The organism is Microbacterium sp. CJ77, from assembly GCF_002911615.1.
Classification (GTDB): domain Bacteria; phylum Actinomycetota; class Actinomycetes; order Actinomycetales; family Microbacteriaceae; genus Microbacterium.
The window spans coordinates 79619-95258 of record NZ_PQBR01000023.1; the positions used below are offsets into that span (position 1 = coordinate 79619).

Annotated in this window: 11 protein-coding genes; 5 read left to right on the forward strand and 6 right to left on the reverse strand. The window is 69.3% G+C overall.

The genetic code is table 11. From position 1 onward, the window contains the following. Nucleotides 1-32: 32 nt before the first annotated feature. Together C2868_RS12235 and C2868_RS12240 are read left to right on the forward strand one after the other, a co-directional pair. Nucleotides 33-299, forward strand: coding sequence for a glutaredoxin domain-containing protein (locus C2868_RS12235; protein ID WP_100812435.1), 267 nt, complete (start codon nt 33-35; stop codon nt 297-299). Then, nucleotides 280-2010 carry an aldehyde dehydrogenase family protein gene (locus tag C2868_RS12240; protein WP_232711346.1) on the forward strand — a complete coding sequence of 577 codons (1731 nt, stop codon included), beginning with the start codon at nt 280-282 and terminating at the stop codon, nt 2008-2010. The genes C2868_RS12235 and C2868_RS12240 overlap by 20 nt, the downstream gene beginning before the upstream one ends. Here C2868_RS12240 and C2868_RS12245 read toward each other — a convergent pair. Together C2868_RS12245 and pip are read right to left on the reverse strand one after the other, a co-directional pair. Continuing rightward, the gene (locus C2868_RS12245; RefSeq protein WP_100812383.1) at nt 2007-3377 is read right to left on the reverse strand and encodes a glutamate decarboxylase; all 1371 of its coding nucleotides are present in this window, start codon (nt 3375-3377) and stop codon (nt 2007-2009) included. The two genes, C2868_RS12240 and C2868_RS12245, sit on opposite strands and share 4 nt — an antisense overlap. 35 nt (nt 3378-3412) lie before the next feature. Next, nucleotides 3413-4426, reverse strand: a complete 1014-nt coding sequence (gene pip / locus C2868_RS12250) for a prolyl aminopeptidase (protein WP_100812384.1) — start codon at nt 4424-4426, stop codon at nt 3413-3415. Between the two features lie 81 nt (nt 4427-4507). On the opposite strand from pip, the gene C2868_RS12255 reads away from it, so the two are divergent. Genes C2868_RS12255 through C2868_RS12265 form a run of 3 tightly spaced genes read left to right on the forward strand, consistent with a single transcriptional unit; the run spans nt 4508 to nt 7802 of the window. Beyond that, nucleotides 4508-5515, forward strand: coding sequence for a malate dehydrogenase (locus C2868_RS12255; RefSeq protein ID WP_100812385.1), 1008 nt, complete (start codon nt 4508-4510; stop codon nt 5513-5515). A 6-nt stretch (nt 5516-5521) separates the two neighbouring features. Continuing rightward, nucleotides 5522-7261 carry a sodium:proton antiporter gene (locus C2868_RS12260; RefSeq protein WP_100812386.1) on the forward strand — a complete coding sequence of 580 codons (1740 nt, stop codon included), beginning with the start codon at nt 5522-5524 and terminating at the stop codon, nt 7259-7261. Nucleotides 7262-7316: 55 nt separating this feature from the next. Next, nucleotides 7317-7802: a recombinase family protein gene (locus tag C2868_RS12265; protein ID WP_146048066.1), complete on the forward strand. Its 486-nt coding sequence runs from the start codon at nt 7317-7319 to the stop codon at nt 7800-7802. Nucleotides 7803-7837: 35 nt separating this feature from the next. On the opposite strand, the gene C2868_RS12270 is transcribed toward C2868_RS12265, so the two are convergent. The 4 genes from C2868_RS12270 to recQ form a co-directional block, all read right to left on the reverse strand. Beyond that, the gene (locus tag C2868_RS12270) at nt 7838-10183 is read right to left on the reverse strand and encodes an excinuclease ABC subunit UvrA (RefSeq protein ID WP_100812387.1); all 2346 of its coding nucleotides are present in this window, start codon (nt 10181-10183) and stop codon (nt 7838-7840) included. Between the two features lie 72 nt (nt 10184-10255). Further along, nucleotides 10256-10516 carry a DUF6458 family protein gene (locus C2868_RS12275; RefSeq protein WP_100812388.1) on the reverse strand — a complete coding sequence of 87 codons (261 nt, stop codon included), beginning with the start codon at nt 10514-10516 and terminating at the stop codon, nt 10256-10258. A gap of 118 nt (nt 10517-10634) precedes the next feature. After that, entirely contained in the window at nt 10635-12749 is a 2115-nt protein-coding gene (locus tag C2868_RS12280) for an acyl-CoA dehydrogenase (protein WP_100812389.1), read from the reverse strand. 691 nt (nt 12750-13440) lie between these two features. Further along, nucleotides 13441-15489, reverse strand: coding sequence for a DNA helicase RecQ (recQ, locus tag C2868_RS12285; RefSeq protein WP_232711348.1), 2049 nt, complete (start codon nt 15487-15489; stop codon nt 13441-13443). Nucleotides 15490-15640: the final 151 nt, after the last annotated feature.

The following is a 15640-nucleotide window of genomic DNA, read 5'->3' on the forward strand; positions in this document are numbered from 1 at the left end:
CCGAAGCTCCCCCGCGGTTCTAGGCTTGCAGCATGACGACCGAGACTTCTCCCGAAACCATCACGATGTTCGGAGCCGATTGGTGCCGCGACTGCATCCGCACCAAGAATCAGCTCGACGAACTCGGTGTCGCGTACACCTACGTCGACCTCGTCGCCGACCCGTCGGCCGCGGATGTCGCACGCGACATCTCGGGGCGCACCAACATCCCCGTGGTCGTGTATCCGGATGCTTCGTTCCAGGTCGAGCCGTCGAACGCCGACGTCGAGTCGAAGCTCCGTGAGCTCGACCTCGTCTGACCCGATCGGTGTCGCGCTCGATCGCGACGTCGCTGCGCTCCGCGCCGGGCTTCCGTCCTGGACCCACCTGACGCTCGAGCAGCGCGCGCGCCTCTTCGAGCGCGTGCGCGCCAGCGTGGTCTCGTGCGCGCAGGACTGGGCCGAGCAGGCGGCACTCATCAAGGGCCTCGACAGTCGGCACCCTCTGCGCGGTGAGGAGTGGCTGAGCGGCCCCTATGCGGTGATCGTCGCCCTCGACGCGTACATCCGCACCCTCACGGCCCTGAGCGAGGGGCACAGCCCGATCGACGGGTTGAAACTCGGCACGGCCCCCGGTGGCCGTGTGACCGTGCCGGCCTTCCCGGCGACGCGCGCCGACGCTCTGCTGCTTTCCGGCTTCACCGCCGACGTGTGGCTGCGCCCGGGCGTGACCGCTGTCGACGCCCGCAGCGCGGCTGGCCTCGGCCAGAAGCATCCCGCGGTCGGCGCGGGCGTGGGCCTGGTCCTCGGCGCGGGCAATGTCACGGCCATTCCCGTCCTCGACGTGCTCTACGAGCTGATCGCCGCGAACCGCGTCGCGATCCTGAAGCTCAACCCGACGATGGATGCCTTGGCCCCGGTCTTCCGGCGAGCGCTGGCTCCGCTCATCGCGGCCAGCTTCGTGCGGATCGTCACGGGCGATGGCGCGGTCGGCGCGGCCCTGACGACGCATCCGGGGATCGATCACGTGCACATCACCGGCTCCGCGGTCACCTTCGACGCGATCGTGTGGGGTACCGACGAGGAGGCCGCGCGGCGTCGGCAAGACCACGACCCCGCCCTGGCCAAGCCGATCACCGCGGAGCTCGGTGGCGTCTCGCCCGTCATCGTCGTTCCCGGCGAATGGACCGCCGCAGATCTGCGGTTCCAGGCCGAGCACGTCGCGACGATGCGTCTGCAGAACGCCGGACACAACTGCATCGCAGGCCAGATGGTCGTGATCTCGCGCGACTGGGCCCAGCGCGGCGCCTTCCTCTCGGAACTCCGCGCCGCCTACCTGCGCGCTCCGCACCGCCCGACCTGGTACCCGCACGCGCCCGAGCGTGTGGCCGAGGTCGCGGCGAGCACACCCGTGGCGGAGACATACGACGGCGGCGGCGAGCGCGTGCTCATGGTGCTCGACGCGGATCAGGATGCCTCGGCGCTCGAGACCACGGAGTACTTCGCCCCGATCCTCGGCGTCGTCGACCTCCCCGGCACGGGGCAGCGGTTCCTCGACGCCGCGGTGACCTACGCGAACGACCGGCTCACCGGAACACTCGGAGCGAACCTGCTGATCGACCCCGCGACCCGCGCCTCGCTCGGCGCGGGATTCGATCGGGCGATCGCCGAGCTGCGCTACGGAGCCATCGCGATCAACGCGTGGACGGGCTTCAACTTCCTGCTCGCCAACGGCACCTGGGGGGCATTCCCCGGCGGCACGCTCGAAGACGTGGGCAGCGGCATCGGGATCGTCCATAATGCCCTCCTGCTCGAGGGCGTCGAGCGCACCGTCGTGCACGGGCCGTTCCGGCCTTTCCCGCGGTCGCTCGGCGACGTGCGCGACCCCGCCGAGCGGACCGTCCTGCCGAAGCCGCCGTGGTTCGTCACGGCGCGCACCGGCGCCGAGGTGAGCGAGGGGTTCACGCGGTACCAGATGACGCACAACGCGGCGGGACTCGCACGCACGCTCGCGCTGGCGCTTCGGGCTTAGTGGTGGAAGCCCGCGCGCCGACCCATGTCGGGCATGGGTGACTTCAGGGCCTCGAGGTAGGTGACCTCGGTTGCGAGATCGGCGAGGAACTTGTCGGCCAGATCGAGGCTGAGGTCCTTGCGGACGACGATGCGCTGCACCGTGATGTGGGTGAGGTGAACGGGCATCGGGTACGCGGGCACGAGCCATCCGTGCATCCGCAGCCGGTCGCTGAGGTCGTACAACGACCACTTGTCGGTGTAGCCCTCTTTGAGCATCCACGCGAACACCGGGATGTCGGTTCCGTCGCTCCAGAGCTCGAAGGGTGCCATCGCGGCGATCCCGGACGACAGGTGCACGGCGACATCCTGCGACGACTGCTGCATCTCGGTGTACCCCGCGTACCCGAGCCGCAGGAACAGGTAGTACTGCAGCAGCACCTGCGCGCCGGGACGCGAGAAGTTGAGCGCGAAGGTCGGCATGTGTCCACCGAGGTACGACACGTCGAGCACGAGGTCGTCCGGCAACCACTGCCGCTCGCGCCACACGATCCAGCCGAGCCCCGGGTACACGCCCCCGTACTTGTGGCCCGAGGTGTTGATCGAGTGCACGCGCTCGAGGCGGAAGTCCCACTCCAGGTCGGGCTGCAGGAACGGCGCGACCATGGCACCGGATGCCCCGTCCACATGGATCGGGATGTCGAGACCGGTCTTGCGCTGGATCGCATCGAGCGCCGCCGCGATCTCGCGCACGGGCTCGTACATGCCGGTGTAGGTCACGCCGATGATCGCGACGACGCCGATCGTGTTCTCGTCGACGTACTTCTCGAGGTCATGACCGTCGAAGATCTTGTGCGCCTCGGTCATCGGCACGAAGCGCGGCTCGACCTCGAAGTAGTTGCAGAACTTCTCCCAGCACACCTGCACCGCGCTCGACATCACGAGGTTCGGCTTCTCGGTCGACTTGCCCTCGGCGCGACGGCGCTGCTGCCAGCGGCGCTTGAACGCCAGCCCGCCGAGCATGCACGCCTCGGACGATCCGGTCGTGGAGGTGCCGATGGCATCCGGTACCGAGGGCGCGTGCCAGAGGTCGGCGAGGATGCGCCAGCAGTGATTCTCGACTGCTGCGGTCGAGGGGTACTCATCCTTGTCGATCATGTTCTTGTCGACCGTCTCGGCGTAGAGGCGGTCGGCTTGATCGTCCATCCACGTGGTCACGAAGGTCGCGAGGTTGAGGCGCGCGTTGCCGTCGAGGAGCGCCTCGTCGTGCACGATCTGGTACGCCGTGTCGGGAAGCATCTCTTCGGCACCGAGGCGATCACGGGCGACCGACGAACTGCGCGTCGTGCGTGAGAAGACGGGGATCAGTTCAGAGTCGGTCACGTGCACTCCTGGTTCGGGGCGGAGGAGAGGAGGATATCCGGTCAGCGTGAAGCGAAGCGGTCCGTCGCGGAAACGAGCGCGGATTGGATGGCGGGTTCCGTCGCCGAGTGACCGGCGTCGGCGACGAGCACGAAGTGCGCCTCGGGCCAGGCCCGGCGCAGGTCCCACGCCGTCATCGCGGGAGTGCAGATGTCGTAGCGACCCTGCACGATCACGGCGGGGATGTCGCGGAGGATCCCGACATCCTCGATCAGCTGTCCCTCGCGGAACCAGCCGCCGTGCACGAAGTAGTGGTTCTCGATGCGCGCGAAGGCCGTGGCGGCCGCGGGCTGGGTCATCTGCTCGACGAGTGCCGCGTCGGGCCGCAGGGTGAGGGTGGATGCCTCCCAGCGACTCCACGCGATGGCGGCCGGCACGTGCACGTTCGGGTCGGGGTCGGTCAAGCGCCGGTGGTAGGCATCGATCATGCGCGAGCGCTCCAGCACCGGGATCGGCGCGATGAACTCCTCCCACAGGTCCGGGAAGATCGCCGAGGCGCCGCCCTCGTAGAACCACTCCAGCTCGTGGCGACGCAAGGTGAAGACGCCGCGCAGGATGATCTCGGTCACGACAGCCGGATGCGTCTGCGCGTACGCGAGCGCCAGGGCACTCCCCCACGAGCCCCCGAAGACCTGCCAGCGCGCGATGCCGAGGTTCTTGCGCAGCAGTTCGATGTCGGCGACTAGGTGCCAGGTCGTGTTGTAGCGGAGGTCCTCGCCGGGGTCGCTCGCGTGCGGCGTGCTGCGCCCGCAGCCGCGCTGATCGAACAGCACGATGCGGTACTTCTCGGGGTCGAACAGCCGGCGGTGCCAGGGCGATGTTCCCGCGCCCGGTCCGCCGTGCAGGAACACGACGGGCTTGCCCTCCGGATTGCCGCTGCACTCCCAGTAGATGCGCTGGCCGTCCCCCACCAGCAGCTCGCCGGATTCGTAGGGTTCGATCGGCGGGTACAGGGGCGACGAGACGGGATGCGGCGAGGCGTGCGCCGCGGAGCTCTCGTCGGGGGTGGACACCATTCGGCCACGCTATCGCGTCCCCCGCCGAACACCGAGACGCCCTCCCGTGGTCGATCGACACCGACCTCTAGGCTCTATCGCATGGATCACGCGACGACCGTCACGATCACCGGCGCGGGTGGGCAGATCGGCTACGCCCTGCTGTTCCGCATCGCCGCCGGCGACATGCTGGGTGGTGACCGCCCCGTGCGGTTGCGCCTGCTCGAGATCCCGGCCGGCGTTCGCTCGGCCGAGGGGGCGGCGCTCGAACTGCAGGACTGCGCGTTCCCATTGCTGCGCGACGTGGAGGTGACGGATGACCCGGGTCGGGCGTTCGACGGCTGCAATATCGCGATGCTGGTCGGCGCACGCCCCCGGGGCCCGGGTATGGAACGCGGCGACCTGCTCGCTGCGAACGCGGGCATCTTCGGCCCCCAGGGCGCGGCGATCGGTGAGGGAGCGGCGGACGACGTGCGGGTCGTCGTGGTCGGCAACCCCGCGAACACGAACACTCTGATCGCGGCCTCGTCGGCCGGCGACATCCCGCCGGAAAGATTCACGGCGTTGACCCGCCTCGACCACGATCGCGCACTCGGACAGCTGGCCGCGGCGTTGGACGTTCCCGCTTCGGCTCTCCGCGACGTCACGATCTGGGGCAATCATTCGGCGACGCAGTTCCCGGATGTCTCGCATGCCACCGTGTCCGGACGCCCGGTCATCGACGCCCTCGCCGAACGCCTGGGCGCCGCCGAGGCGGCACGGGCCTGGCTCGACGACGTCTTCATCCCCCGGGTCGCGCGACGCGGGGCCGAGATCATCGAGGTGCGCGGCTCGTCGTCGGTCGCGAGCGCGGCCAACGCGGCGATCCGGCACGTCGGCGACTGGGTCAACGGGACGACCGCGGGCTGGACATCCGCCGCCCTCGTCTCGCGCGGCGAGTACGACGTGCCCGAGGGACTCGTCTGCTCGTTTCCCGTGACGGCCGCGGAGGGGTCGTGGCACGTCGTCGAGGGTCTCGCGCTCGACGAGCGTGCGCGAGCCCGGCTGTTCCACTCGGTGGCCGAACTCGAGGCCGAGCGCGACGCGGTTCGCAGCCTCGGGGCCCTGTAGAACGCCATGGATCTGATCCTGCTGGTCGCCGGCGGCATCGTCGCGATAGCGCTCGTGACGGCCCTCGCACCGCGCGTCGGCGTCGCAGGACCCCTCGCGCTGGTCGCGCTGGGCATCGTCGTCAGCTTTCTGCCCTTCGTCCCCGAGTTCGAAGTGGAGCCCGAGTGGATCCTGGCGGGCATCCTGCCCCCGCTGCTCTACTCGGCGGCGGTATCACTGCCCGCGGTGGAGTTCCGGCGCGATTTCGGGCTGATCGGCGGGCTCTCGGTCGGACTCGTTCTGATCTCGTCGCTCGTGCTGGGCGGCGTCTTCGCCCTCCTGGTGCCCGGGCTCGGGTTCGCGCTCGCGGTGGCCCTCGGGGCCATCCTCAGCCCCACGGACGCGGTGGCGACCTCGATCGTGCGCAAGCTCGGGATATCGCCGCGCATCGTGACGGTGCTCGAGGGCGAGAGCCTGCTCAACGACGCGACGGCGCTGGTGCTGCTCAGCTCGGCCCTCGCCGCCGTGACGGGATCCTTTTCGGTCTTCGACAGCGTGCTGGACTTCGGGTGGGCCGTGTTCTGGGCCGTCCTCGTCGGGGCCGTGGTCGGGTTCGTCAACCTGCGCGTTCGCGCCTGGGTCGCCAGCCCCACCGCGAACACCGCGCTGAGCTTCACCATCCCCTTCCTCGCCTACGTTCCCGCCGAGCACTTCGGTGGCTCGGGACTCGTCGCGGCGGTCGTGGCGGGGATCGTGACGGGCCAGGGATCCGCGCGCTGGTTCTCGGCCGAACAGCGCATGTCGGACACCCTCAACTGGAGGACGGTCGAGCTCGTGCTCGAGGGCGCCGTCTTCCTCATCATGGGGCTCGAGTTGTACGGGCTCGTCGTCGAGAGCGAGCAGAAGCACGAGGGCGTCTGGCACGCGATGACCCTCGCGTCGGTTGCGATCCTCGTGGTGCTCGCCGTCCGCATCGTCTACGTCGCGCCCCTCGTCTGGGCGCAGAGCCGGCGGGCACGCCGGATCTCGTCGGTACGCGGGCGCTTCGACGATTGGGACAAGGAGGTCACGGATGCCGCGGCATCCGATGCCCCGCCGGGCCATGGATCGCGCGGCATCAACGCGCGGGGCGTGAAGAATCCACGCCGGATGAACATCTTCCGCACGCGCATGACACGGGCGCGCGCGGACCTCGATTACTACGAGGCGTCCCCCCTGGGCTGGCGTCACGGCTCCCTGATCGTCTGGGCCGGCATGCGTGGCGCCGTGACCGTCGCCGCAGCGCAGACGCTGCCGCGCGACACCGACAGCCGCGCGACCCTCCTGCTCGTGGCGTTCTTCGTCGCCGCGGGGACCCTGTTGATCCAGGGCTCGACGCTGGGGTGGCTCGCTCGCCGGCTCGGGCTGGCGGGCACCGGCGGGGGGCCCTCGGATGAGGAACGTGACGGCCTCGAGGACGAACTCCGCACGGCCGCCGCGCAGGCGCTGGCTTCGGCGGATCTGCGCCGCGCGAGCGGAACGCCCTTCGACACCGACGTCGTCTCTCGGGTGAGAGCACGCATCCTGCAGCCGACCGAAGACGAGTCCAGCGCGCACGCAGTGGAGATGAGCGAGCTCAGACTCGAGATCATCCGCGCCATGCGTGAGCGCCTGTTGGAGCTCAGGCGCGACGGAACGTACAGCACCGCGGCGCTGCGCCGCTCGCTGGAGGCCCTCGACGCCGACGAACTCAGCATCCGGATGCGACTCGATGAGGGTGACGAATAGCGGGCTCGTGCTCGTGCACAATTGATCATGCGGGGACGGTAAGCAGGGAGCACCCATGAGCGAAACGATCGACAGTGTCGGCGACAGTCTCTCGCACGCGCCCTCGGCCGACGGCTCGGATGCCACGGCTCCCCTGAATCTTCCGCATCTCGCCGCGGAATGCCCGAAGTGCTTCACAGAGCTCCAGCGCGACCGCGACTGGTGGCTCGCTCGGCCCGCCGGCGCCCGGCTCGTCGGGCTCGTCGTCGCGCGGGAGGGAATGCCCTCGGTCACGGAGCAGCGCGACGAGCTCACCCGGTTCGGGGTCCCGATCGCGGGGTTCCGCCACCCCGCACCCGAGATCCTCGAGGGTTGGTCGGACCGACTCGCTCGTTTCTTCGCGACGCTGCAGCACGGCGATGTGCTCGTCGTCGCGAATGTGCACGCCCTCGGGCGCGACATCGACGAAGAGACACGCGCCGTCAGCGAGTTGCACGCCCGCGGTGTCGTCGTGAAGGTCCTCAGCCACGGCGGTCGGCACCTGTTCGACACGGGACGCTGACCGCGGCCGACCCCGGTCGGTGCCGGCCCGAGACATCAGTCCGCGACGTACGCCCGCAGGTGCTGGGCGGTCAGCGTGTCGCCGGACTCGACGAGATCGGCCGGTGAGCCCTCGAAGACGACCCGGCCGCCGTCGCGCCCCGCGCCCGGGCCCATGTCGATGATCCAGTCCGCGTGCGCCATGACGGCCTGGTGATGCTCGATCACGATGACCGAGTTGCCGGCGTCGACGAGACGATCGAGCAGGCCGAGCAGGTTGTCGACGTCGGCCAGGTGGAGGCCGGTCGTCGGCTCGTCGAGCACGTACACCGCGCCCTTCTTGGCCATGCTGATCGCGAGCTTGAGGCGCTGCCGCTCGCCGCCCGAGAGGGTGTTCAGGCGCTGCCCGAGCGTGATGTACGCCAACCCCACGTCGACCATCCGGGCGAGCGTCGTGTGTGCGGGCCCCGACGCGAAGAACTCGGATGCCTCGGCCGCCGACATCGACATGACCTCGTGGATGTTCTTGCCGTTCAGGCGGTACTCGAGCACCTCGTCCGAGAAGCCCTTGCCCTCGCACACCTCGCAGACGGTCTCGACCGTCGATGCGAACCCGAGCTCGGTGATGATGATGCCGAGGCCCTTGCAGACGGGGCAGGCGCCGGCCGAGTTGGCGCTGAACAGGGCGGGCTTGACGCCGTTCGCCTTCGCGAAGGCCGAGCGGATGCCGTCGAGCACGCCCGTGTACGTGGCCGGGTTGCTCCGACGCGAGCCGCGGATCGGGGCCTGATCGACGACGACCACGTCATCGAACGAGGGCAGGTGCCCGTGGATCAGCGACGACTTGCCCGACCCCGCGACCCCGGTCACGACGGTCAGGATGCCGAGCGGGACATCCACATCCACGTTCTGCAGGTTGTGCTGCGTCGCCCCGCGGATCTGCAGGGCGCTCTTCGATGCGCGCACCGACGATTTGAGGCGGGCGCGGTGGTCCAGGTGACGGCCCGTCAGCGTGTCCGAGGCACGCAGGCCCGGGACATCCCCGGTGTAGGTGATCCGGCCCCCGCTCCGCCCGGCGCCCGGACCGAGGTCCACGACGTGGTCGGCGATCGCGATCACCTCGGGCTTGTGCTCGACGACGAGCACCGTGTTGCCCTTATCGCGCAGGCGCAGCAGCAGATCGTTCATGCGCTCGATGTCGTGCGGGTGCAGGCCCGCGGTCGGCTCGTCGAACACGTAGGTGATGTCGGTCAGACTCGAGCCGAGGTGGCGGATCATCTTGGTGCGCTGCGCCTCGCCGCCCGAGAGCGTGCCGCTCGAGCGGTCGAGCGAGAGGTACCCGAGCCCGATCTCGACGAACGAGTCGACCAGGTGCCGGAGCCCCGCGAGAAGCGGCGCGACCTCGGGATCGTCGACGGTGCGCAGCCAGGCGGCGAGGTCCGTGATCTGCATGGCCGCGGCATCCGCGATGCTCACCCCGCCGATCTTCGACGACCGAGCGGCCTCGCTCAGCCGTGTTCCGTCACACGCGGGACAGGCCGTGAACTTGACCGCCCGGTCGACGAATGCCCGGATGTGCGGCTGCAGCGCGTCCCGGTCCTTCTGCAGGAAGCTCTTCGTGACCTTGGGTACGAGGCCCTCATAGGTCATGTTGAAGTCGCGCATCTTGACCTTGACGGGCTCTTTGTAGAGGAAGTCCTGGCGCTCCTGCTCGGTGTAGTCGCGGATCTTCTTGTCCGGGTCGAGAAAGCCCGACTCGGTGAAGATGCGAACCATCCAGCCGTCCACGCTGTATCCGGGGATGGTGAGGGCACCCTCGACGAGGGACTTGTCGGCGTCGAACAGCTCGTCCAGGTCGATGTCGCTCGCCTCGCCGAGCCCCTCGCAGCGCGGACACATCCCTCCCGTCACCGTGAACGATCGCGCCTCACGGGTGCCGTCGTCCTTCTTGATCACGCCCGAGCCGCTCACCGACGGAACGTTGAACGAGAAGGCCTGCGGCGAGCCGATGTGCGGCACTCCGAGACGGCTGAAGAGCATCCGCAGCATCGCGTGCGCGTCCGTCGCGGTGCCGACCGTGGAGCGGGCGTTCGCGCCCATCCGCTCCTGGTCGACGAGGATCGCGGGCGAGAGATTCTCGAGCGCGTCGACATCGGGACGGTCGGGCGCGGCCATGAACTGCTGGATGAACGTCGAGTACGTCTCGTTGATCAGCCGCTGCGATTCGGCGGCGATCGTGCCGAAGACGAGCGATGACTTGCCCGACCCGCTCACCCCCGTGAAGACCGTCAATCGCCTCTTCGGAATCTCGAGGGAGACGTCCTTCAGATTGTTCTCGCGCGCGCCGATGACCCGAATGACCTCGTGCGCGTCCGCGATGTGCCCTGCCGACCGATCGACCATCTGTGCCCCCCTTGCTCGGGGTCCAGTGTGCCGCACTCCGCGGTCGCCATGTGTCCGCGGTGTGCTCGGTGCTCAGACCCGGGGGTCTTCGGGGGCGCTGGTCTCGCTGCGCGTGATGCGCTCACCCGAGACCGGGTCGACACCGCTTCGGGTGGTCGAGGCGACGCTACGACGGCGTGCCAGCAGCGCGATGCCGATGATCGTGATGATCACGCCCGCGCCCATCAGGATGTAACCCACGGTCTTGATGTCGATCCAGCCCAGGTCGACGTTGAGCGCGAAGGCGCAGATCGCGCCGACCGCGAAGAGGAAGATGCCGAATCCGATGCTCATTGGGGTGCCTGCTTTCGCCGATTCTCGGCACCGCCGAACGGCGTGCCGCGCACGACCATACGCATGCCGAAGACCGGGCGCGATGGGTTGCGCCCGGTCTTCGGCATGCGATAAAGACTCAGGCGCGCGCGGGAGTCGTCGCCTTCTTCTCGGGCACGGGAGCCGATCCGGATGCCTCGAGATTCGCGTAGTACGCCCGCGCCTCGTCCTGTCGGACCTTCTCGGCGCCCGTCGCGATCGGCGCGCGCACGTGCTCGGGAGCGAACCCGAAGGCTTCGACGAGGTCGAGTGCATGGGGCCGCAGCCGCACGCACAGGCGGTCGATGTAGCTCGACACCGCCCCGGCACGCTGCGTCGAGAGACGTCCGTTGATCAGGTACCAAGCCAGGTGCTTCTCGATCACGCTGAGGCCGAAGAGATCGCGCAGCCACGTCAGCACCTGACGGCTTCCGTCGTCCGTCACGCGCGCCAGGGCATCCGTGAACGCCTCCCACTGCAGCAGTTCGCCATGAGCGCGGGCCGCCTCGATCAGCTCGGACTGGTTGGCGTTGAAGAGTGCCGCGGCTTCGTCGCGCGGCAGCTTCGCGGCGGGGCGCAGGCGTCCGGCGATGTCTGCCACCATCTGCTGCACGCGTCCGGCGAGCAGCTCGTGCTGCTGGTCGGCGCGCAGGCCTCGCTCGACAGCTCGTGCCGTCGAGCCGAAGTCCGTGACGGCCTGACCGAGCTGACGAAGACCCGCACCGTGGAAGACCTTGCCCGCGGTCTGCCCGACGGCGAAGGCAGCGAGGGCCCGCGCATCCTTGTCCTTGAACTGGCGCCCGTAGTCGGTCAGCAGGCGCTTGCCGACGAGCTGCAGCAGCACGTTGTTGTCACCCTCGAACGTGGCGAAGATGTCGAGGTCGGCGCGCAGGCCCACCAGGCGGTTCTCGAACAGGAAACCGTTGCCCCCGCATGCCTCGCGCGCCTCCTGCAGCGTGTCGAGGGCGTGCCACGTCGACAGCGGCTTGAGCGCCGCCGCGAGGGTTTCGAGATCCTCGCGGTCGGCGTCGGTGTCGGCCACACCGCTGAAGACGGCGTCGAACTTCTGCAGGAACTCGTCGTGCGCGAAGAGGCCCGCGTAGGTCGTCGCCAGACGCGGGAGCAGGCGACGCTGGTGCCGGCCGTAGTCCATCAGCACGACCTCTTCCGAGCCCGTACCGGAGTCGAACTGGCGACGCTGCGTGGCGTACGTGATCGCGATGTTCAGACCGAGAGCCGAGGCCCACATCGCGGAGCCGTCGAGCGAGACGCGCCCCTGGACGAGGGTGCCGAGCATCGTGAAGAAACGGCGCCCGGGGCTGGAGATGTCGCTCGAGTAGGTGCCATCCGCGGCGACGTCGCCGTACTTGTTGAGCAGATTGGTGCGGGGCACGCGCACGCCGTCGAAGTGCAGGCGACCGTTGTCGATGCCGTTCAGCCCGCCCTTGAGGCCGTCGTCCTCGCCCCCGATGCCCGGCAGGAAGGCGCCGTTCTCGTCGCGGAGCGGAACGTAGAAGCAGTGCACGCCATGGTTGACGCCGTTCGTGATGAGTTGCGCGAACACCGTTGCCGCGATGCCGTGCAGCGCGGCGTTGCCGAGGTAGTCCTTCCACGCGCCGCGGAACGGCGTCTGGATGACGAACTCCTCGGTCTCGGGGTCGTACGTCGCTGTCGTACCGATGGCCGCGACATCCGATCCGTGACCCGTTTCCGTCATCGCGAAGGCGCCGGGGATCTCGAGGCTCATGATGCCGGGCAGCCACTTGTCGTGGTGCTCTTTCGTGCCGAGTTGCAGCACCGCCGAACCGAACAGGCCCCATTGGACGCCCGCCTTGATCTGCAGGCTCGGATCGGCCGTGACGAGTTCTTCGAAGCCCGCGATGTTCGATCCGTTGTTCTCTTCGCCGCCGTACGCCTTCGGGAAGGCGCGGTGCACGCCGCCCTGCTCGACGAGCAGATGCAACTGCCCGAGCACCCGCGCGCGGTGCTCGTCCATCGCGAGTGAGTCGTCACGCCAGAGTTCGGGATTCTTCGTCATCTCGCGCGCGACGCGGCGGGTGTCGGCCCACGTGCCGAGCAGCAGGTCTGTCACATGCTCGATATCGATGCGCGGATCGGACGCCTCGGCGGCGCTGTTGGGCGCGTGAGCCGCACCACCCGCGGGGGTGCGCTTGTCGCTCGAGGGCTTGGGGGAGCGAACGGCGGTGTCAGCCATGACTGTCCTCTCGACAGGGAAAACTTGAGGTCTGTCGTTATCGTAGGACTGCGACAACGATGACCCAACAAGGCTGTACGTAAGCACCAAGAGCGCGCGGCCCCGTCCCGCCGGCCGATTGTCGCCTCCCCACACAAGTGGGCGACGGGCGGGCTCCGCGCTCCACCTCCGGGCGACCCGTGGATGCCACTCCCCGCACTCGGGGGGACGCGCGAGTCCCGCTTCCCCCGCACTTGGGGCGTGGGAATTACCGCGGGGCGCCGGATCCCACGCCCCGCGGTGATTCTGACGCCCCAAGTGCGCGGCCACGTCCGCGGGCCGATTGTCGCCTCCCCACACAAGTGGGCGACGGGCGGGCTCCGCGGCCCACACTCGGGGCGACCCCGGGCTCCACTCCCCGCCTCCGGGCGACCCACGGATGCCACTCCCCGCACTCGGGGCGACCCTGGGCTCCGCTCCGCGCCTTGGGACGACCCGCGAGTCCCCGCTTCCCCGCACTTGGGGCGTGGGAATCACCGCGGGGCGCCGGACCCCACGCCCCGCGGTGATTCTGACGCCCCAAGACGAGCGGGTGGTCGACGAGGGGTGCTCGACGAGCGGGTGCTCGACGAAGGGGTGGGACGCGCATAACGCGAGCGGACGAGAGGTACGCCCTGTGCGCCGGGTGGTCATCGGCTCCCCACACACGTGGTCAGGCGGAGGCGATCACCGCGAGCACGGCCTCGCCGTACGCCTCGCGCTTCTTGGCGCCGATGCCCGTGATGCCGTCGAGTTCCGCCGCAGACGAGGGGCGGTGCTCCGCGAGGGCGCGCAGGGTCGCGTCACCGAAAACGATGTACGCCGGCATGCCCAGCTCGCGCGCGGTCTCGGCGCGCCACGCCCGAAGCGCCTCGAACAGCGGCTGGTCCGCGGCATCCACGTCAGCCGAAGCCGCCGCACGACGCGAGCGCGAGGCGCCACCGCCGCCTCCCGTCCGCCCGAGCACATCGCGACGCAAGGGAACGGGAGCTTCGCCGCGCAGCACCGCGCCGGCCGGTTCGCCGAGAGCCAGGGTGCCGTACTCGCCCTGCGCCACCAGGATTCCGCGAGCCAAGAGCTGCCGGATGACGCTCCGCCAGTCCTGGTCACTGAGTTCGGACCCGAGGCCGTAGGTGGAGAGCTTGTCGTGTCCCTGCTGACGAATGCGGTCTGTCGACGCCCCGCGGAGGATGTCGACGAGATGGCCCGCGCCGAACGCCTGACCCCGCTCGCGCTGCAGGCGAACGATGGTCGACAGCAGCTTCTGCGCGGCGACCAGCCCGTCCCAGGTCTCCGGGGGCGTCAGACACGTGTCGCAGTTGCCGCACGGACCGGATGCCTCACCGAAATATCCGAGCAGGTTCTGCCTACGGCATCCGACCGTCTCGCAGAGTGCCAGCATCGCGTCGAGGTGCTGACCCAGCCGCGTCTTGTACGACCGGTCGCCGGGGCTCTGGTCGATCATGCGGCGCTGCTGCACCACGTCACCGAGGCCGTAGACCATCCAGGCGACGGATGGCTCGCCATCGCGGCCCGCACGCCCCGTCTCCTGGTAGTAGCCCTCGACGGACTTCGGCAGGTCGACGTGGGCGACGAAGCGCACATCGGGCTTGTCGATCCCCATCCCGAAGGCGATCGTGGCGACCATGACGACGCCGTCTTCGCGAAGGAAGCGCGATTGGTGTGTCGCGCGCGTCGAGGCATCGAGACCCGCGTGATACGGCAGCGCATTGATTCCCTGCGTGCGAAGGTATGCCGCGGTCTGGTCGACACTCTTCCTGCTGAGGGCGTAGACGATCCCGGCAGCACCCTCGGGCTGCGAACGGATGAACGCCAGCAACTGCTTGCGCGGCTCGACCTTGGGTTCGACGCGGTACTGGATGTTCGGACGGTCGAAGCTCGCGACGAAGTGCCGAGCCTCGGGCAGACGCAGCCGCTCGCCGATCTCGGCGTGCGTGGCCGGAGTTGCCGTCGCGGTCAGCGCGAGGCGGGGAACACCGGGAAAACGCTCGGCCAGGTCGCCGAGCCCGAGGTAGTCGGGCCGGAAGTCGTGCCCCCACTGCGAGACGCAGTGCGCCTCGTCGATCGCGATGACGCTGAGCTTGCCGCCCTCGAGGAGGCGCGCGGTGGATGAGGTGTTGAGGCGCTCGGGCGCGACATAGAGCATGTCCAGCTCGCCCGCGAGGTAGGCCCGCTCGACCTGGGCGCGCTCGTCGGGCGCCTGCGTCGAGTTGAGGTACGCGGCCCGGACACCGTTGGCACGGAGAGCATCGACCTGGTCGTGCATGAGCGCGATGAGGGGCGAGACGACGAGCCCTGTGCCCTCACGCACGAGCGCCGGCACCTGGTAGCAGACGCTCTTGCCGGCGCCCGTGGGCATCAGGACGATCGCGTCCCCGCCCGCGACGACGTGCTGGATGACCTCGGCCTGATCGCCGCGGAAGGCGTCGTAGCCGTACACGGTGCGGAGGGCGTCGAGCGGAGTGGTGTACCCGGATGCGGCAGCGCGGCGCTCTCGCGGAGGATCGGTCGTCGCTGCGGCCGGGCGGTTGGAGCCGGTGGCGAGCGGCGTCGAGGCGGCCCAGTCGGGCGGGGGTGCGCCCGTGTCGGGCGGCGGCACCCAGTCGTCGGGTTCGGGGGCCCAGTCATCCGGTGGTGGTTCGTCCCACGCACCGGCCCACGCGTCTCCCGCGGCGGTCGGGTCAGCGGGGGCGGGGGGCACCTGTCGAGTGTAACGAGCGCCCCCGACGCTGAGGCCGACGTTCTCCCCAGCCCGGGGGATGTCCCACTTTCCAGCACTATCAGGCGCCCACACCGAGGAGAAGTGGGACAACAACCGGGGAAAGTGGGACAACAACCAGGGATGTGGGACA